This window comes from Bradyrhizobium prioriisuperbiae, from assembly GCF_032397745.1.
Classification (GTDB): domain Bacteria; phylum Pseudomonadota; class Alphaproteobacteria; order Rhizobiales; family Xanthobacteraceae; genus Bradyrhizobium_A; species Bradyrhizobium_A prioriisuperbiae.
Genome location: NZ_CP135921.1, coordinates 6144790 through 6162667, shown reverse-complemented (window position 1 = coordinate 6162667; position 17878 = coordinate 6144790). Strand labels below are relative to the sequence as shown.

The following is a 17878-nucleotide window of genomic DNA, read 5'->3' as shown; positions in this document are numbered from 1 at the left end:
TAACGAGCATCAGCGATTTGGCGTTACGCCGCAAGGGGTGGACCTATGGATGATGTGGTCAACTTTTTTCCGCGCCCGTCAGAAAGCCAAGCGTGTTTTGCGAGTCGAGAGGCCGCCGCACTCTCGGTGTCATCGCCCGGCGACGACCGGGCGATCCAGTATCCCAGGACATATGCGGATACGACGGAGGTCACCGCCCTGCCGTTTTTGCTTCAACGTTCAAACCATTGGCCGCGTCGCCTACTGGGTCGTCCGGTCGAGCCGGACGACGACACTGAGTATGTTGCGACGATCTCGGCTGCAACGACAACGGGGCGGTGGCACAAGCCACCGCCCCGTGAAGTCTCACATCACAACCAGGATTTTCCGGACGATCAGAAGATCCGCATCGCGTTCTTCAGTGTGATCCAGACGCCCCAGGCCAACGGGACGCCGACAAAGGCCCAGAACAGCAGCGCGGGCGCATCGAAACCGCCCTTGCCGATGCCGAACGAGCCGGACGGCCCTGATGTCGCGCCCTTGGTCGCGGCCTGCAGCTTGGCGACCTCTTCATTGCTCATGTACCACTTCGGATCGACCGGCTTGATCAGGTAGTTGCAGATCAACCCGGCGACCAGCATGGCGCAGAGAATATACATGGTGGTGTTGTAGAGCTGGTCGCGCGGCACGCCGGCGGCGAGCTGCGCTTCACGGATGTAGTTCACCACCACCGGACCGATGATGCCGGCAGTCGACCACGCCGTCAGCAGCCGGCCGTGGATCGCGCCCACGAACTGGGTGCCGAACATGTCGGCGAGATAGGCCGGCACGGTGGCGAAACCGCCGCCATACATCGACAGGATGATGCAGAACGCGCCGACGAACAGCAGCTTCGATCCCATGGTCGCGGCGGTCGGAGCCAGCGCATACAGCGCAATGCCGAGCAAGAAGAACGTGAAGTAGGTTTTCTTGCGCCCGATATAGTCCGACAGCGACGCCCAGAAGAAACGGCCGCCGATGTTGAACAGCGAGATCAGACCGGTGAAGCCGGCCGCGATCGCCGCGATGGCGACTTTCTGTTCACCACTCAGCGCGTTGAACTTCAAGTCCGGCAATCCCAGCAGGGAGCCGGCGAAGATTTCCTGCAGCATGGGCGACGCCATGCCGATCACGCCGATGCCGGCCGACACGTTGAGGCAGAGCACCCACCAGATCAGCCAGAACTGCGGCGTCTTGTGCGCGTTGTTGAGATGCACATGATGCGTGGTGATCATGCTCTTGTTTTCGGCGGGCGCGGTCCAGCCGTCCGGCTTCCAGTTGCTCGGCGGCAGGCGATAGCGGAACGCGCCGATCATCATGAACACGAAGTAGATTGCGCCCATGGCGAGGAACGTCTCCCAGACACCGACCGAGGTCGGGGTCTTGAAGTAGTTCATCAGCATGTCGGCCAGCGGCGCGCCGATCATGGCGCCGCCGCCGAAGCCCATGATGGCCATGCCGGTGGCCATGCCGCGGCGATCCGGGAACCACTTCACCAGGGTCGACACCGGCGAGATGTAGCCAAGGCCGAGACCGACGCCGCCGATCACGCCGGAACCCAGCCAGAGAATCCAGAGCTGATGGGTATAGACGCCGATCGATCCCAGCACGAGGCCGCCGCACCAGCACAACGCCGAAACGACGCCCGCCTTGCGCGGACCGGCCCGCTCCAGCCAGCCGCCCCACAGCGCGGCGGAGAGGCCGAGGATGACAAAGAACAGGGTGTACATCCACCCCAGACTGGCCACGCGCCAGTCGCAGGTGGTGGTGAACAGCTCCTGCACGATCGTCATGTCCGGGCACGCCTTCGGCGCGCTCAGGCCGACGGCACGCGACAGGGGCAACCAGAACACGCTGAAGCCGTAGGCCATGCCGATGCAGAGATGAATGCAGAGCGCCGCCGGCGGCACCAGCCACCGGTTGAAGCCCGCGGTTGCAATGATGCGTTCGCGATCGAGGATGCCGACGCCCGCACCGGACATCGTCCCCGTGTTTTCAAGAGAAGCCATCGATTTTATTCCCCATGACAGCCACCCTTTGTTTTTTGTGGGCGGTCTGCAGCCAGTTGGTGTTAGTGCGTCCCTGGTCTCCTCAGCGCCGACATTGCGGTGCGAACGAGTGGATCCAGCCCCTCGCCCCCTGCCTCCCAATGCGCCAGGATCGCGGAGCGCATTCGAGGATCCCAAAATTTATTGATGTGGTCGGCAATGCCCGGAACCGCCTTGGCCTCGCCCTGACTCTTGAAGAAAGCGCCAATTTGATTGGCCATGTAGATCAGCCTGTCAGGCGACATCGGTTGAGGCTCCCGCCGTAATACGCTGTGAATGGGTAAATACCTCGAAGCCATCGGCCCGGGCAATTGCACAAAGGGTTATATTGGCCGCCTCGGCCATTCGCACTGCGAGCGCTGTTGGCGCCGACACCGAGACGATGACGGACGCCCCCATCGCCGCTGTCTTCTGCACCATCTCCACCGACACGCGGCTGGTCAGCAGCACCACACCATCCGCAGCCGGCATCGACTGGCGCGCCAGGGCACCCGCAAGCTTGTCGAGCGCATTGTGCCGGCCGACATCCTCTCGCAGCGCAACAATGCCGCGCTCCGGATGCCAGAATGCGGCGGCATGGACCGCACGCGTTTCGATGTTGAGTTTCTGCAGTGGCGACAAGGCCTGCATCGCGGTCATGACCTGGTGCGGCGCCACGTGAAGCCCCTGCCCGACAATGGCCGCGGGCCGAACCGCCTCCGCAATCGAATCGATGCCGCACAAACCGCAGCCGGTCGGTCCCGCGATATGCCGGCGCCGTTCGCCCAGTCGTGTCGCCCGCGACGATTCCAGCCACATCTGCACGTCGATGCCGTCGTCGAGAACGACGACATCGATCGAGACAATGTCGTCCTTGCGGTCGACGACCCCCTCGGACAGGCTGAATCCGACCGCGAAATCTTCCAGATCGGTCGGTGTTCCCATCATGACGGCATACGTACCGCCGTCATAAGACAGGGCAATGGCCGTCTCTTCCGGGATGGCACGGTCGCCCGCGCTGAAACCACCGTTCTCCCGCCAGATTTGCCGATGAGCGATATGAACGGTGTCAGCCAATGGTTACTCCGCCGCTTCCAGGGGCGCGATCCGACGTGAGTTGCGGGCCTGCTCGTCGTAGCTCTTCTGCCACTCGCTGGGACCGTTCGACGGTGAGATCTGCACAGCGGTCACCTTATACTCCGGACAGTTGGTCGCCCAGTCGGAAAAATCCGTGGTGATGACGTTGGCCTGGGTGTCGGGGTGATGGAACGTGGTGTAGATCACGCCCGGCGCGACCCGGTCGGTGATCTCCGCCCGCAGCGTGGTTTCCCCGGCGCGGCTCGCGAGCCGCACCCAGTCGCCATCACGAATGCCACGCTGCTCGGCATCATGCGGATGAATCTCCAGCCGGTCCTCGCTATGCCAGACGACATTGTCAGTGCGCCGGGTCTGCGCGCCGACATTGTACTGGCTGAGGATGCGCCCCGTCGTCAGCAGCAGCGGATAACGCGGGCCGGTGCGCTCGTCGGTCGGGACATATTCGGTGAGCACGAACTTGCCCTTGCCGCGGACGAAGCCGTCGATGTGCATGACCGGCGTGCCCAGCGGCGCCTTCTCATTGCAGGGCCACTGCACCGAACCGTGTTCATCGAGCTTGGCATAGGAGACGCCAGCGAACGACGGCGTCAGCGCCGCGATCTCGTCCATGATCTGCGAGGGATGATCGTAGTGCATGTCATAGCCCAGCGCCTTGGCAAGGCGGATGGTGACCTCCCAGTCGGCGAGCCCGTTGCGTGGCGTCATCACCTTGCGAACGCGCTGGATACGTCGTTCCGCATTGGTGAAGGTGCCGTCCTTCTCGAGGAAGGTCGAGCCCGGCAGGAAGACGTGGGCGTAATTGGCGGTTTCGTTGAGGAAGAGGTCATGGACGACGACGCATTCCATCGCCGACAGTGCGGCCACGACATGCTTGGTGTTGGGATCGGACTGAAGGATGTCCTCGCCCTGCACATAGATGCCCATGAAGGTGCCTTCGATCGCGGCATCGAACATGTTGGGAATCCGCAAACCCGGTTCCGGATTGAGCTTGACGTTCCACAAGGATTCGAACTGCTCGCGAACCGCGTCACCGGAGATGTGACGATAGCCGGGCAGCTCATGCGGGAACGAGCCCATGTCGCAGGCGCCCTGCACGTTGTTCTGGCCGCGCAGCGGGTTCACGCCGACGCCGGGACGGCCGATATTGCCGGTCGCCATCGCGAGGTTGGCGATCGCAATCACGGTGGTCGAGCCCTGGCTGTGCTCGGTGACGCCGAGGCCGTAATAGATCGCACCATTGCCGCCGGTGGCGAACTGCCGCGCCGCCGCGCGCAGATCCCTGGGATCGACGCCGGTCATGATGGCGGTGGCTTCCGGGCTGTGGTTCGGCTGGGCCACGAAAGCCGCCCATTCCTCGAACTCGCTCCAGTCGCAACGCTCGCGCACGAAGGCTTCATCGACCAGGCCTTCGGTGACGATCACATGCGCCAACGCGGTGAGCACGGCGACATTGGTGCCGGGCATCAGCGGCAGATGCAGTGCCTTGACGTGTGGCGATTCCACCATTTCGGTGCGGCGCGGATCGACCACGATCAGCTTGGCCCCCTGGCGCAACCGCTTCTTCAGCCGCGAGGCGAACACCGGATGGGCGGACGCCGGATTGGCGCCGATGATCATGACGACGTCGGTGTGCTCGACCGAGTCAAAATCCTGGGTGCCGGCCGAGGTGCCGAAGGTGGTGGAGAGGCCGTAACCAGTCGGCGAGTGGCAGACGCGCGCGCAGGTATCGACGTTGTTGTTGCCGAAGCCGCCACGGATCAGCTTCTGCACCAGATAGGTTTCTTCATTGGTGCAACGCGACGAGGTGATGCCACCGACGGCATCGCGGCCGTATTTCGCCTGAATGCCCTTGAATTTGGCCGCGGCAAAATTGAACGCCTCATCCCACGACACCTCCTGCCAGGGATCGGCGATGTTGTCGCGGATCATCGGCTTGAGGATACGTTCCTTGTGGGTGGTGTAACCCCAGGCGAAGCGGCCCTTGACGCAGGAGTGGCCGCGATTGGCCTTGCCGTCCTTGTACGGCACCATGCGCACGACTTCCTCGCCGCGCATCTCGGCCTTGAAGGTGCAGCCGACCCCGCAATAGGCGCAGGTGGTCACGGCGGAGTGCTCGGGCTGGCCGATCTCGATCACGGACTTTTCGGTCAGCGTCGCGGTCGGGCAGGCCTGCACGCAGGCGCCGCAGGAAACGCATTCGGAGCCGAGGAAACTCTCGCTCATGCCGGGCGACACGCGGCTGTCGAAGCCGCGGCCTGAAATGGTCAGCGCGAAGGTGCCCTGCACTTCTTCGCAGGCGCGGACACAACGCGAGCAGACAATGCATTTGGACGGATCGTAGGTGAAGTACGGGTTCGATTCGTCCTTGGCCAGCCAGTTCTCATTGGCCTTGCCATCGGATTTGGCGAACACATGGTTTTCGCCTTCATAGCCGTAACGCACATCGCGCAGGCCCACGGCACCGGCCATGTCCTGCAGTTCGCAGTCGCCGTTGGCGCCGCAGGTCAGGCAGTCCAACGGATGGTCGGAGATGTAGAGCTCCATCACACCCTTGCGCAGCTGCTTCAGTCGGTCGGTCTGGGTGTGGATCACAAGCCCCTCGCCCACCGGCGTGGTGCAGGAGGCCGGCGTCCCGGCGCGTCCCTCCACTTCGACCAGGCACATGCGGCAGGAACCGAAGGCATCGAGCATGTCGGTGGCGCACAGCTTGGGGATCTGCGTGCCCATCTCCATGGCGGCGCGCATGATGGACGTGCCCTCCGGCACCGTCACCTGCTCGCCATCGATGGTCAGCGTGACCATCTTTTCGGATTTCGAGAGCGGCGTGCCATAATCGGTTTCATGAATGAGCGACATTTGCGTGCTCTCCTTATTCCGCGGCCTGCAGGCGCGACGGGACCGGACCAAAGTCTTCAGGGAAATGTTTCACCGCACTCATCACCGGATACGGCGTAAAGCCGCCCAGCGCGCACAGCGAACCGAACTTCATGGTGTTGCAGAGATCTGACAGCAGCGTGAGGTTCTTCGACACCTCGATGCCGGCGCGGATCTTGTCCACGGTCTCGACGCCGCGGGTCGATCCGATCCGGCACGGCGTGCACTTGCCGCAGGATTCGATGGCGCAGAACTCCATGGCGAAGCGGGCCTGCCTGGACATGTCAACGCTGTCGTCGAACACCACGATGCCGCCGTGGCCGATCAGGCCATCGCGCTTGGTGAAGGCTTCATAGTCGAACGGCGTGTCGAATAGCTCACGCGGGAAATACGCCCCGAGCGGACCGCCGACCTGCACCGCCCGCACCGGCTTGCCGGTGGCCGTTCCGCCGCCGACATCGTCGATCAGCTCACCCAGGGTGATGCCGAATGCGGTTTCGAACAGGCCGCCGTGCTTGATGTTGCCAGCCAATTGAATGGGCATGGTGCCGCGGGAACGCCCCATGCCGTAATCGGCATAGGCCTTGGCGCCTTCGGCCATGATGAAGGGAATGGCCGTGAAAGACAGCACGTTGTTGATGACGGTCGGTTTGCCGAACAGGCCGACATGAGCCGGCAGCGGCGGCTTGGCGCGCACCAGGCCACGCTTGCCCTCGAGGCTTTCCAAAAGCGAGGTTTCCTCGCCGCAAACATAAGCGCCGGCGCCGGTCCGCACTTCGAGGTCGAACGCATGGGTCGATCCGGCCACCGCCTTGCCGAGAAAGCCGGCGCGTCGGGCGGCAATGATTGCCGCTTTCATCGCCTCGATGGCATGGGGATATTCGGAGCGGATGTAGATGAAGCCTTTATCAGCTCCGACCGCAATGCCGGCGATGGTCATGCCTTCGACCAGCAGGAACGGATCGCCTTCCATGATCATGCGGTCAGCGAAGGTACCGGAATCACCTTCGTCCGCATTGCAGACGATGTATTTCTGCGGGCCTTTCGCCTGGGCCACGGTCTTCCACTTGATGCCGGTGGGGAAACCGGCGCCGCCGCGGCCGCGCAGGCCGGACTGCAGCACCTGCTCGATGATCGCATCGGAGCCGAGCGGCAGTGCGTTTTCCAAACCTTTGAATCCGCCATGGGCGCGATAGTCGTCGATCGAACGGGGATCGATCACGCCGCAGCGGGCAAAGGTCAGCCGGGTCTGGCGCTTGAGCCAGGGGATCTCGTCGGTCAGGCCCTGCCACAACGGATGCGCACCATCCTTTTCACCGTCTTTGGTGACGGCATCGAGCAGCGATGCCACATCACCGACCGCAACCGGACCATAAGCCACCCGGCCGGCCGGGGTCGCGACCTCAATCAGCGGCTCGAGCCAGCACATCCCGCGCGAGCCGGTGCGCACCAGGTCGACCGCAAGACCACGGCGCTCGGCATCGCGGGTGATGGCCTCAGCCAACTCATCCGCACCGACGGCCACCGACGCCGCATCGCGCGACAGATAAATCCGCACGCTCATGTCCGCGCCTCCGCGAGCATGGCATCGAGCCGGGCTTCATCGAGCCGGCCGACAATGCGGCCATTGATCATGCCCGACGGCGCGACCGCGCACAGGCCGAGACAATAGATGTGTTCGAGGGTGACCTGGCCGTCGCCGGTGGTCTCGCCCACCTTCACGCCCAGCTTCTTTTCGGCGCAGGCCGCGAGGTGATCGGCGCCCATCGCCTGGCAGGCCTCGGCGCCGCACAGTTTCAGGACATGCTTGCCGGCGGGGACCTTACGGAAATCGTGATAAAAAGTCGCAACGCCATGAACTTCGGCGCGGGACAGGTTCATCGCCTGCGCCACCAGCGGGATCGCCGCCTCCGGGACGTAGCCGAACGCCTCCTGCAGGGCGTGCAGGATCGGCAAAGTCGCCCCATCCAGGGCCTTGTGCTCGGCAATGATGTCCTGGGCGAGCTGTTCGCTCCAGGGTTCCCCTCGAGAGTGTGACACCCTCTGAGACTGCAGCTTGGTTTCCATCCCTACACCGTTCCGGCCTTATCCAACGTTCAGGAGACGCTGGATAAAAACTTAGAATCGATCAAGGGTGCAGGTCCTATGCTGCGATAGCAAAAACCTATCAATATTCCTCTTCTTGAGAGGCAAAATACGTCAACGGAGACCGGTGGCCCCGGGTGCGAGCCCCGGAGCCCCGCGGCCCGGAGCCGGTTAGAGCTTGATTCCGGCCTTTGCGGCGGCCTGGGCGACATATTTCTGGGTCTGCTGGAAGGCCCCTTCCAGCGCCTGGGCCTTCGACATGTCGCTGATGTCCTTGAAGTGGGCCGCCACCGCATCAGGGGTCCAGTCGGCCTGCGACAAATTGATCCCCTCGCTCTCCACGATCTTGATCACCGCGAAGGAGCCCGCCCCTGCTCCCATGATGGTCCGGGTCGGGGCGTCCTCGCTCAGGAGATACAGCACGGCCGGGGTGATCGATTCCGGCTTCATCAACTGGAGCGCCTGCGGCGGCAGCAGTTCTTCGGTCATCCGGGTCGCCGCGGTCGGCGAGATGGTGTTGACGCGGATATTGGTCTTGCGCCCCTCCTCCGCCAGCACGTTCATCAGGCCGGCCATGGCGGCCTTGGCAGCCCCGTAGTTGGCCTGGCCGAAATTGCCGAACAGCCCGGAGCTCGAGGTGGTGATGACGATGCGGCCGTAGTTGCGCTCGCGCATGCCGTTCCACACTGCTTTGCAGCAGTTGAAGGTGCCGATCAGGTGCACGTCGACGACTTTGCGGAAATCGTCCGGCTCCATCTTGGCAAACGACTTGTCGCGCAGGATGCCGGCATTGGCGACCAGGAGATCGACACCACCCCATTGCACAGTGGCCTTGGCGACCATCGCCTGCACCTGCTCGAAATTCGAGACGTCGGCGCCGTCGGAGATCGCCTCGCCACCGGCTTTGCGGATGTCCTCGACCACCGCATCGGCGGGGCCGAGCGATCCTCCGGAGCCGTCGCGGGCGCCACCGAAATCATTGACCACCACTTTGGCGCCGAGCGCCGCAAGGCCGAGCGCATGCGCGCGTCCAAGCCCGTTGCCCGCACCGGTGACGATTGCCACGCGTCCGTCAAATCTGATTGCCATGATGTTGGTCCTTCAATTATGCGGAGAAGATCAGGCCGAGCCAATCGGCCACCAGAGCGGGTTTGGTCTCGCCTTCGATCTCGACGGTCACGCTGGTGCGCGATAGCAACTCGTTGGGCGCGCGCAGGGTCGCGTCCGTCAAGATGAAGCGGCCGCGAACCCGCGCCCCGGACCGCACCGGCGAGACAAAGCGCAGTTTGTCGAAGCCGTAGTTCACGCTCATGGTGGTGCCCGCGATCGATGGCAGCACCTCGTAGGCGAACGCGCTCATCAGCGACAGGCTGAGAAAACCATGCGCGATGGTGGTGCCGAATGGCGTTTCACGCGCGGCGCGTTCGGGGTCGACATGGATAAACTGATGATCCTCGGTCACTTCGGCGAACGCATCGATGCGATTCTGGTCCACGAGAAACCAGGACGAGACGCCGATCTCCTGACCGACCAGCTTGATGTAGGCGTCACGAGTGATTGTTTCAGCCATGATTGTTTCAGCCTTGCCGATCCCTGATTTCACTTGTTTCATTGTTGTGGATCGCAGATTCCATGGAACGGAGGCTTTGTCCACGCGGAATCGTCAGCACATGCAAGCAATGCATCAGGTCAGCGTATTCATGGATTTGGCCAGCAGCCTGGCCTCTTCGACCAGTGCTGCCGTAAGCGGTGTCATCGGTTCGCGGTGCGGAACGACGAGGCCAACCACGTGGGCGCTGCTCGGCTCCACGATCGGGATCGAACGCACCTTGTCGGTCAAGCCTAAGGTTTCCGCCAGCCGCGCCGGCATCACGCTGGCCCAGCGGCCGGTGCGAACGTGCGCATAGAGTACGATCATGGAGTTCGATTCCAGTGTCGGCGACGCGATGGCGCCGGCCCGCTGCAGCAATTGATCGATGATACGACGGTTCTGCATGTTGGGGGTGAGCAGGCACAACGGAATCTTGCCGACCTCCGCCCAGGTCACCTTGTCGCGGTCACCCAGTTCGCCGTCCGCCGCCGTCAGGAGGCGATACTGTTCGAGATAGAGCGGCACGGTGTTGACGTTGCCGAGCGGCTCGTTGTCGAGATAGGTCAGGCCGGCGTCGACTTCGAGATTGTCCAGCAGCCGCAGCGCCTCGATCGAGGTCGAGGAGACGATGGTGAACTTCACGCCCGGATGCTTGGCGCGGAACGGCGTCGTCAGGCTCGCCGTCATGGCCAGCGCGGTCGGAACGGCGGCGATCTTGATATGGCCGACCAGACCACGCTTCATCGCATCGAGATCCTGGTGCATGGCGCGGGCGTCGCCCACGATGCGCCGCGCCCACTCCAGCACCCGTTCGCCCTCCGGCGTGAAGCCCTGGAACCGGGAGCCGCGGTTCACCAGCAACAGGTCCAGCGACTCCTCGAGTTGCTTGATGCCCGCCGACAAGGTCGGCTGGCTGACGCCGCAGAATTCGGCGGCGCGGCCAAAATGCTGTTCGCGCGCCAGCGCCAGCAAGAATTCAAGCTTGTCGATCATGGAGAATTCGGCACGTCCCGGGGCGGTTGGTGCCTGATAGGAAGCTTTTTTCCGGGAGCGCGCAAGGGCGCGGGGTTGCAACCGCGAACTTTCGCCGCACAGGATTACGCGATTGGGAACACGGGACAGGGCTGGGTGGGAGGCGACCCAGTGCTAGCGGCGGAAAAATCCGACCCACGTCGACCTCTGTCCACGCCGCTCGGCGAATTTCCCGTCATCACATGCTGACAGAAACTGTCATTGCGACGCTCTAGCTTTCGCGCTCGCGCGGCCATCAGAACCGCAACCCCGGGAGCGCAAGATGTCGACAGCACTGGATACAGCAGGCCTGACTGTTCGTGATGCCGAAGCGGTCCTCGCGCGGGCCCAGAGGCTGATCAACACCGGTGATATCTCCGAAATCATGAAGACCTTCGCTCCAGATGTCATGGTGCGATTTGCCGATATTCCCGACATGCACGGCAGATCGCCGGTTGAAACGTTTTTGATCGCGAGATTCGCACGCCTGAAGAACTACCGGCTGCAAAAGCAGCTGCGCGCGGTCACGGGCAATGTCATCGCCTGCTCCTGGGACGCCGAGTGGGAAGATGGACACAACGGACAACAGATGCAGGGGCGCGGAATCGAGCTCCTGACCATGCGTGGCGATGAGATCGCCAAATGGGAAGCCACCTTCAACGTCTGGCAGAAGGGCGCAGCGCCGTCACTGCCGATCGTCTAGACTTGCACCCGGCGAAGTCCGTGGAAGGCCCTAACCGTCCGATGCGCTAGCGGGCCGGCCGACCTGCAACTCCGGGAAATCCTCTTCGCGGAACTCCTGCCCGCGCAGCTTGTCGCTGCGGTCATTGTCGTGCTCCAGCCGCCGCAACTGGACGCGACGGATCTTGCCCGAGATGGTCTTGGGCAATTCGGTGACGAGCTCAATGCGCCGGATGCGCTTGAACGGCGCCAGGCGCGAATGGACATATTTGAAGATCGAGAGCGCGGTGTCACGGGACGGCGCGATACCACCGACCAGCAGCACATAGGCCTTCGGGATTGCGAGCCGGATCGGGTCCGGCGACGGCACCACGGCGGCTTCCGCCACCGCCTCGTGCTCCAGCAGAATGCTCTCCAGTTCGAACGGGCTGATGCGGTAGTCGGACGATTTGAACACGTCGTCGGAACGGCCGACGAAGGTGAGATAGCCGTCGTCATCTAGAAACACCACGTCGCCGGTGCGATAGATATCGCCGTCGGCGCCGCGCGGCTGTCCATCCTCGCCTTGATAACCCTGCATCAGGCCAGCGGGCCGATCTGCGCCGAGCACGAGGCCGACCTCGCCTTCCTTCGCCGGGTTGCCGTCGGCATCGCTGACCCGCACGCGATAGCCCGGCAGCGGCCGGCCCATCGAGCCGACCTTGACCGGCTGCCCTGGCGAGTTGCCAGCAAGGGCCGTGGTTTCGGTCTGGCCATAACCGTCGCGGATGGTCAGCCCCCACGCGGCCTTGACCTGGTCGATCACTTCCGGATTGAGCGGCTCGCCCGCACCACAGACCTCGCGCAGAGACATTTTGTAGGACGCGAGCTTCTCCTGGATCAGAAGCCGCCACACCGTCGGCGGCGCGCACAGCGTGGTCACCTCTGAGCGCTCGACGACAGCGAGCAACGCCTTGGCATCGAAGCGCGGCTGGTTGACCACGAACACGGTGGCGCCGGCATTCCAGGGCGCGAAGAAACAGCTCCAGGCATGCTTCGCCCAGCCCGGTGACGAGATGTTGAGATGGACATCACCCGGCTGCAAGCCGATCCAGTACATCGTGGACAGCGCGCCGACCGGATAACTGCGCTGGCTGTGCAGCACCAGTTTCGGTTTCGCCGTGGTGCCGGAGGTGAAGTACAGCAGCATCGGATCGTGGGCGCCGGTGACGCCATCGGGTGCGAATGTCTCGGGGAAGCTGTCCGCGGTCTCAAAACGCTCCCATTCGCCATGCGTTGCGGCGGCGCCGACCACGACGCGCGTCAGACCATCGCTCTTGAGACCGTCGAATTTCGCCACCTGATCCTGCGAGGCGACCACTGCCCTCGCCCGCCCGCGATCCAGCCTATCCTGCAGTTCGTCCGGGGTCAGCAGCGTGGTCGCAGGAATGATCACAACGCCAAGCTTGATCGCCGCCAGCATGGTTTCCCACAGCGGCACCACGTTGCCGAGCAGCAGCAAGAGATGATCGCCGCGCTTCAGGCCCTTGGCTCGCAGAAAGTTCGCCACCTGATTGGAGCGGCGCGACAGATCGGCGAAACTGAGTTTGGTCTCGTTGCCGCTGGCGGCATCGACGATCCACAGCGCGGTGCGATCGCGGCTCGCCGGATCACCCGCAAGGCCCGCGTCGAACCAATCCAGCGCCCAGTTGAAGTCGACCGCATCAGGCCATTTGAATTCGGCCACAGCCTTGTCGTAGTCGGTGCGGTGCTCAAGCAAAAATGCCCGGGCCTGCTGGAATGAGGTCATCGCGTCCCCCTCATTGCTGTCCGAGCGCACGCAGATGCCGGACGATGCCAGAGAAATCGACACCGCCATTGCCGGCCCTGTCGAAGGTCTCATAGATCTCCGCCGCATGGGCGCCGAGCGGTGTCGCAGCACCAGAGGCCTTGGCCGCCTCCTGGGACAGCCTGAGGTCCTTCAGCATCAGTGCCGCGGCAAAACCCGGCTTGTAGTCGTTATTGGCAGGTGACGTCGGCACCGGGCCAGGCACAGGACAATAGGTCGTCAGGGACCAACACTGGCCGGATGAGGTCGAGGCCACATCGAACAGTGCCTGATGCGACAGCCCCAGCTTTTCGGCGAGCGCAAATGCTTCGGACACACCGATCATGGAAATACCGAGGATCATGTTGTTGCAGATCTTCGCCGCCTGCCCCGCTCCGGCCTCGCCGCAATGCACGATCTTCTTGCCCATGGCCTCCAGTACCGGCTTCGCGGCAGCGAACGCCTGTGCGGTGCCGCCGGCCATGAAGGTCAGCGACGCCGCCGTGGCGCCGCCGACGCCGCCGGACACCGGCGCGTCGACCGAGCCGAGCGACGACTTTGTGGCCAGCGCGTGGGCCTGCCGGGCGCTGTCGACATCAATGGTCGAGCAATCGATCATCAGAGTACCCTTGGCCACCGACGGCAGCACCTCGCTCCAGACCGCGACCACATGCTTGCCCGCCGGCAACATGGTGATCACTACTTCGGCGCCCTTGACGCTCTCCGCCGCCGATCCTGCGATGGTGACGCCGGAAGCTTTCGCGGCGTCGAGCGATGCCGGGACAAGGTCGAAACCCGTCACCTGGTGACCGGCCTTGACCAGATTGGCGGCCATCGGACCGCCCATGTTGCCGAGGCCGATGAATGCGACTTTTGCCATGACGTTTCCTCTGCGTGTCTTGTTCTTAATCCGGAAAGACCAGTTCGCGGTCCGCACGCGGCGCGAAGTAAGCGTCGACGATCTCCGGCGTCACGTCCTCGATCCGCGGCGGAGACCACTTCGGATTGCGATCCTTGTCAACAATCGCGGCGCGAATGCCTTCGACGAAATCCTGGCTGGCGAAGACTTCAAGCGCCGCGCGATATTCATGCACCAGGGCCTGCTTGAGCGACGGGAGGTGTCGCGCCTGGCGCAGCAGCCGCAGCGTCACCTTCAGCCCACGCGGTGACTTCTCCAACATGGTCTTGAGTGTTGCCTGGGCAAACTCCGAACCATCGGCGGTGAGCGCCGCAACGATCTCTTCCATCGTATCGAAGGCAAAGACACGGTCGATCAGCGCACGGTTGGCGGCAATCGGCCCTGCTGGTGCTGATGTGGCGAACCGGTCGATGATCGCCTGCACATCGGCATGGGTCGCATCGCGAGGCGCCTTTGTCAGCGCCTCACGCAGCGCCGGCCATTGCGCCGTCGGCACAAAGGCGTCGGCAAGATGCGCGTAGACCGCATCGGACCCATTGGCGGTCTGCCCGGTCAGCGCCAGATACGTCCCGACCTCTCCCGGGGCCTGGGACAACAGCCAGGTGCCGCCGACATCGGGGAAAAAGCCGAGGCTGACTTCCGGCATGCCGATCCGCGTCTTCTCGGTGACGACGCGGTGGCTGGAGTGGCAGGCGAGACCGACGCCGCCACCCATCACAATGCCGTCCATGTAGGCGACGTAGGGTTTCGGATAGGCTTCGATGCGGGCGTTGACGATGTACTCCTCGCTCCAGAACACCTTGCCGAGATCGCCGCCGACCCGCGCGCTCTCGTAAAGCCCGCGAATGTCACCACCGGCGCACAGCCCGCGATCGCCCGCGCCTTCGAGCAGGATCACGCTGATCGCCGGATCGAGTTCGAAACTGTCCAGCCCGGCGTCGATCTCGCGTGTCATCTCCAGCGTCAGGGCATTGATTGCCTTGGGACGATTCAGCCGCAGCACGCCAACGCTTCCCTCGCTGCGGACGATCAGATCGGCTTCTGCGGCTACGGTATTCGTACTGTCACTCATCGTCCCGGCTCGACCAGCTTGCGGGCCACGATCAGACGCATGATTTCGTTGGTCCCTTCCAGGATTTGATGCACCCGCAGATCGCGGACGATCTTCTCAATACCGTATTCGGCAAGATAGCCATAACCGCCATGCAGCTGCAGCGCCTGGTTGGCGACCTCGAAACCGATATCGGTGCCGAAACGCTTCGCCATCGCGCATAGCATGGTGGCGTCGGCATCCTTGCGGTCCAGCGCGGCGGCGGCCCGCCACAAGAAAGTGCGCGCCGCCTCCAGCTCCGTCGCCATGTCGGCGAGACGAAACTGCAGTGCCTGGAATTCGTCCAGCCGCTTGCCGAACGCCTTGCGCTCTTTCATGTAGGCCAGCGCCTTATCGAGCGCGGACTGCGCGCCGCCGAGCGAACAGGCCGTGATATTGAGCCGGCCGCCGTCGAGCCCCGCCATGGCGACCTTGAAGCCGATGCCTTCGTCACCGAGACGATTGGCGACGGGAACGCGGGTATTCTCGAAAATCACCGCGCGGGTCGGCTGCGCGTTCCAGCCCATCTTGCGCTCGTTCGCGCCGAACGACAGGCCGGGGGTATCAGCCTCGACCACAAGCGTCGAAATGCCGCCGGGGCCTTCGCCGCCAGTGCGCACCATCACCACATAGAGATCGCCGGCACCGGCACCGGAGATGAACTGCTTCTGGCCGTTGAGCACATAATGATCGCCATCGCGCACCGCGCGGGTGCGCAGCGCGGCCGCATCCGATCCGGAGCCCGGCTCGGTCAGGCAATAACTCGCGGCGAGCTCCATGGTACAGAGTTTCGGCAACCATTTGCGGCGCTGCGCGTCGGAGCCATAGGCATCGATCATCCACGACGCCATGTTGTGGATGGAGATGAAGGCGGAGACCGTCGGGCAGCCCGTCGCCAGCGCCTCGAAGATCAGCGCGGCGTCGAACCGGGTCATCGCCGATCCGCCGACATCGTCCTTGATGTAGATGCCGCCGATGCCGAGTGCCGCCGCCTCGCGCATCACATCGATCGGGAAGTGCTTGCGCTCATCCCAATCGAGTGCATGCGGCGCGATCCTCTCCGCGGCAAAGCTGCGCGCCATGTCGCGGATTGCAAGCTGATCTTCGGTGAGAGCGAACTGCATCGCGCTCGGCCGACGTCAGTTCATGGTCGGAATGCTGAACTCCGCGCCGTCCTTGACGCCGGAGGGCCAGCGCGAGGTGACGGTCTTGGTCTTGGTGTAGAAGCGGATCGAATCCGGACCATGCTGATTGAGATCGCCGAAGCCGGAGCGCTTCCAGCCGCCGAAGGTGTAGTACGCAATCGGCACCGGGATCGGCACATTGATGCCGACCATGCCGACCTCGACCTTGGCGGCGAAATCGCGGGCGGCATCGCCGTCGCGGGTGAAGATGGCAACGCCGTTGCCGTATTCGTGCTCGCTCGGCAGTCGCAGCGCCTCGTTATAATCCTTGGCGCGCACAACCGACAGCACTGGCCCGAAGATCTCCTCCTTGTAGATCTTCATCTCCGGCGTGACATGGTCGAACAGGCAGCCGCCCATGTAGAAACCGTTCTCATAGCCCTGCATCTTGAAGCCGCGGCCGTCGACTGCAAGCTTGGCGCCTTCCGCGATGCCGGTCTCGACGTAGCCCTTGACGCGCTCCAGCGCGGCACGGGTGACCAACGGACCGTAGTCGGCGGTCGGATCGGTGCTTGGACCGATCTTGAGGTTCTCGACCCGCGGAATCAGCTTTTCCATCAGTCTGTCGGCAGTCGCCTGCCCCACCGGCACCGCGACCGAGATCGCCATGCAGCGCTCGCCGGCGGAGCCGTAACCCGCGCCGATCAGCGCATCGACGGTCTGGTCCATGTCGGCGTCCGGCATGATGATGGCGTGGTTCTTGGCGCCGCCGAAACACTGCGCGCGCTTGCCGGTCGCAGCCGCCCGCTCATAGATGTACTGCGCGATCGGCGACGAGCCGACAAAACCCACCGCACGAATGTCCGGATCGTCCAGGATGGCGTCAACGGCTTCCTTGTCGCCATTGACCACATTGAGGATGCCGGGCGGCAGGCCCGCTTCCAGCATCAGCTCGGCCAGCATCATCGGCACGCCGGGATCGCGCTCCGACGGCTTGAGGATGAAGGCATTGCCGCAGGCGATGGCCGGGGCGAACTTCCACATCGGGATCATGGCCGGGAAATTGAACGGCGTGATGCCGGCAACAACACCGAGCGGCTGGCGCATCGAATAGATGTCGATGCCGGGGCCGGCGCCTTCGGTGTATTCGCCCTTCATCAGATGCGGAATGCCGCAGGCGAACTCGACCACTTCGAGGCCGCGCTGGATGTCGCCCTTGGCATCGGGGACGGTCTTGCCATGCTCGCGCGCCAGGCGATCGGCAAGCTTGTCATAGTCGCGCTGGGCCAGTTCGAGGAACTTCATCATGATGCGCGCGCGGCGCTGCGGGTTTGTCGCCGCCCAGGCCGGCTGCGCCGCCTTGGCGTTCAGGATCGCCTCCCGCATCTCGGCCTTGGACGCCAGCGCCACATGCGCCTGCACCTCGCCGGTCATGGGCTCGAACACGTCGGCAAACCGGCCTGACGTGCCCTTGATTTCCTTGCCGCCGACAAAGTGCCCGATCGAACGCATGAATATTCTCCCTGGGAGTCTCGTTGGAAGTCTCTGCGAGA

General features: G+C 63.6%; 15 protein-coding genes. 1 reads left to right on the top strand and 14 read right to left on the bottom strand.

From position 1 onward, the window contains the following. Positions 1-374: 374 nt before the first annotated feature. The 9 genes from RS897_RS29185 to RS897_RS29145 form a co-directional block, all read right to left on the bottom strand. Complete coding sequence (locus RS897_RS29185; RefSeq protein WP_315832167.1) at positions 375-2027, bottom strand: OFA family MFS transporter; 1653 nt, start codon at positions 2025-2027, stop codon at positions 375-377. Between the two features lie 62 nt (positions 2028-2089). Then, the gene (locus tag RS897_RS29180) at positions 2090-2311 is read right to left on the bottom strand and encodes a formate dehydrogenase subunit delta (RefSeq protein ID WP_315832166.1); all 222 of its coding nucleotides are present in this window, start codon (positions 2309-2311) and stop codon (positions 2090-2092) included. Next, the gene (fdhD, locus tag RS897_RS29175) at positions 2301-3122 is read right to left on the bottom strand and encodes a formate dehydrogenase accessory sulfurtransferase FdhD (RefSeq protein WP_315832165.1); all 822 of its coding nucleotides are present in this window, start codon (positions 3120-3122) and stop codon (positions 2301-2303) included. The genes RS897_RS29180 and fdhD overlap by 11 nt, the downstream gene beginning before the upstream one ends. Positions 3123-3125: 3 nt before the next feature. Beyond that, a complete protein-coding gene (fdhF, locus tag RS897_RS29170; RefSeq protein ID WP_315832164.1) occupies positions 3126-5999 on the bottom strand; it encodes a formate dehydrogenase subunit alpha in 2874 nt (957 codons plus the stop codon). 13 nt (positions 6000-6012) lie between these two features. Continuing rightward, positions 6013-7581: a formate dehydrogenase beta subunit gene (locus RS897_RS29165; RefSeq protein ID WP_315832163.1), complete on the bottom strand. Its 1569-nt coding sequence runs from the start codon at positions 7579-7581 to the stop codon at positions 6013-6015. Next, positions 7578-8084: a formate dehydrogenase subunit gamma gene (locus RS897_RS29160; RefSeq protein WP_407654322.1), complete on the bottom strand. Its 507-nt coding sequence runs from the start codon at positions 8082-8084 to the stop codon at positions 7578-7580. The genes RS897_RS29165 and RS897_RS29160 overlap by 4 nt, the downstream gene beginning before the upstream one ends. A 189-nt stretch (positions 8085-8273) precedes the next feature. After that, a complete protein-coding gene (locus tag RS897_RS29155) occupies positions 8274-9191 on the bottom strand; it encodes an SDR family NAD(P)-dependent oxidoreductase (protein ID WP_315832161.1) in 918 nt (305 codons plus the stop codon). A gap of 16 nt (positions 9192-9207) precedes the next feature. Further along, positions 9208-9672: a MaoC family dehydratase gene (locus RS897_RS29150; RefSeq protein ID WP_315832160.1), complete on the bottom strand. Its 465-nt coding sequence runs from the start codon at positions 9670-9672 to the stop codon at positions 9208-9210. Between the two features lie 114 nt (positions 9673-9786). After that, positions 9787-10686, bottom strand: coding sequence for a LysR family transcriptional regulator (locus RS897_RS29145; protein ID WP_315832159.1), 900 nt, complete (start codon positions 10684-10686; stop codon positions 9787-9789). 301 nt (positions 10687-10987) lie between these two features. Here RS897_RS29145 and RS897_RS29140 point away from each other — a divergent pair, with 301 nt between their 5' ends. Then, entirely contained in the window at positions 10988-11407 is a 420-nt protein-coding gene (locus RS897_RS29140; protein ID WP_315832158.1) for a nuclear transport factor 2 family protein, read from the top strand. Positions 11408-11437: 30 nt separating this feature from the next. Here RS897_RS29140 and RS897_RS29135 read toward each other — a convergent pair whose 3' ends face one another. Genes RS897_RS29135 through RS897_RS29115 form a run of 5 tightly spaced genes read right to left on the bottom strand, consistent with a single transcriptional unit; the run spans position 11438 to position 17837 of the window. Then, positions 11438-13174 (bottom strand): AMP-binding protein, encoded by a 1737-nt coding sequence (locus RS897_RS29135; protein ID WP_315832157.1) that lies wholly within the window; start codon positions 13172-13174, stop codon positions 11438-11440. A gap of 10 nt (positions 13175-13184) precedes the next feature. Next, positions 13185-14072 carry a 3-hydroxyisobutyrate dehydrogenase gene (gene mmsB, locus RS897_RS29130; RefSeq protein WP_315832156.1) on the bottom strand — a complete coding sequence of 296 codons (888 nt, stop codon included), beginning with the start codon at positions 14070-14072 and terminating at the stop codon, positions 13185-13187. 25 nt (positions 14073-14097) lie between these two features. Continuing rightward, positions 14098-15183 carry an enoyl-CoA hydratase/isomerase family protein gene (locus tag RS897_RS29125; protein ID WP_315832155.1) on the bottom strand — a complete coding sequence of 362 codons (1086 nt, stop codon included), beginning with the start codon at positions 15181-15183 and terminating at the stop codon, positions 14098-14100. After that, positions 15180-16325, bottom strand: coding sequence for an isobutyryl-CoA dehydrogenase (locus tag RS897_RS29120; RefSeq protein WP_315832154.1), 1146 nt, complete (start codon positions 16323-16325; stop codon positions 15180-15182). Before RS897_RS29120 ends, RS897_RS29125 begins: the two co-directional genes overlap by 4 nt. Before the next feature lie 15 nt (positions 16326-16340). Continuing rightward, on the bottom strand, positions 16341-17837 hold the full coding sequence (locus tag RS897_RS29115) for a CoA-acylating methylmalonate-semialdehyde dehydrogenase (protein ID WP_315832153.1): 1497 nt from the start codon (positions 17835-17837) through the stop codon (positions 16341-16343). Positions 17838-17878 lie beyond the last annotated feature (41 nt).

Coding starts and splice junctions, on each gene's coding strand:
- RS897_RS29140 (WP_315832158.1), top strand. CDS start 10,988: ATGTCGACAGCACTGGATACAGCAGGCCTGACTGTTCGTGATGCCGAA.
- RS897_RS29135 (WP_315832157.1), bottom strand. CDS start 13,174: ATGACCTCATTCCAGCAGGCCCGGGCATTTTTGCTTGAGCACCGCACC.
- RS897_RS29150 (WP_315832160.1), bottom strand. CDS start 9,672: ATGGCTGAAACAATCACTCGTGACGCCTACATCAAGCTGGTCGGTCAG.
- RS897_RS29165 (WP_315832163.1), bottom strand. CDS start 7,581: ATGAGCGTGCGGATTTATCTGTCGCGCGATGCGGCGTCGGTGGCCGTC.
- RS897_RS29120 (WP_315832154.1), bottom strand. CDS start 16,325: ATGCAGTTCGCTCTCACCGAAGATCAGCTTGCAATCCGCGACATGGCG.
- RS897_RS29160 (WP_407654322.1), bottom strand. CDS start 8,084: ATGGAAACCAAGCTGCAGTCTCAGAGGGTGTCACACTCTCGAGGGGAA.
- fdhF (WP_315832164.1), bottom strand. CDS start 5,999: ATGTCGCTCATTCATGAAACCGATTATGGCACGCCGCTCTCGAAATCC.
- RS897_RS29185 (WP_315832167.1), bottom strand. CDS start 2,027: ATGGCTTCTCTTGAAAACACGGGGACGATGTCCGGTGCGGGCGTCGGC.
- RS897_RS29115 (WP_315832153.1), bottom strand. CDS start 17,837: ATGCGTTCGATCGGGCACTTTGTCGGCGGCAAGGAAATCAAGGGCACG.
- RS897_RS29155 (WP_315832161.1), bottom strand. CDS start 9,191: ATGGCAATCAGATTTGACGGACGCGTGGCAATCGTCACCGGTGCGGGC.
- RS897_RS29125 (WP_315832155.1), bottom strand. CDS start 15,183: ATGAGTGACAGTACGAATACCGTAGCCGCAGAAGCCGATCTGATCGTC.
- RS897_RS29145 (WP_315832159.1), bottom strand. CDS start 10,686: ATGATCGACAAGCTTGAATTCTTGCTGGCGCTGGCGCGCGAACAGCAT.
- RS897_RS29180 (WP_315832166.1), bottom strand. CDS start 2,311: ATGTCGCCTGACAGGCTGATCTACATGGCCAATCAAATTGGCGCTTTC.
- mmsB (WP_315832156.1), bottom strand. CDS start 14,072: ATGGCAAAAGTCGCATTCATCGGCCTCGGCAACATGGGCGGTCCGATG.